This is a genomic window from Scandinavium hiltneri (assembly GCF_024764835.1).
In the GTDB taxonomy this organism is placed as follows: Bacteria; Pseudomonadota; Gammaproteobacteria; order Enterobacterales; family Enterobacteriaceae; genus Scandinavium; species Scandinavium hiltneri.
In genome coordinates, this window is record NZ_JALIGE010000037.1 from 1 (window position 1) to 467 (window position 467).

Genomic DNA, 467 nt, shown 5'->3' on the forward strand with positions numbered 1-467 from the left:
CTCTTTACCGGTTTGCGGATTACGGCCAGTACGGGCCGAACGCTCACGCACGGTGAAGGAACCGAAACCTACCAGGGCCACATCATCCCCTTCCTTCAAGGATTCAGTAACAGATGCAATCACTGCATCTAAAGCACGCCCAGCTGCCGCTTTGGAAATATCAGCACCTGCGGCAATTTTGTCGATCAGTTGTGACTTATTCACTCTATCATCCCCTCTAGAATTCAATCGTCGCACCGAAAAATCCCTACGGCGCGACAGCTCAGCTGTTATATCAATCCCATCGTGCCTTGGCAAGCCACCGAAAGCGTGACAAAACGCGGGCCGACAGCTGTCTAACTTAGCGGTACAAAAAAAGACTGTCAAGTCCGAAATGACTTGCCAGCATAAGTTTTATCAATGGATTTTGCGATACGTCACTATTTTGCCGCTACCGGCAGTGCGCCGAAGGCCGGATTCAGCAACGC

Annotated in this window: 1 protein-coding gene; it reads right to left on the reverse strand. The window is 51.0% G+C overall.

Annotated features, from left to right (window positions below; all coding sequences use genetic code 11):
* A partial coding sequence (locus MUU47_RS00165; RefSeq protein WP_258986115.1) for an HU family DNA-binding protein occupies positions 1–204 on the reverse strand: 204 nt, incomplete at its 3' end.
* Between the last annotated feature and the right edge of the window lie 263 nt (positions 205–467).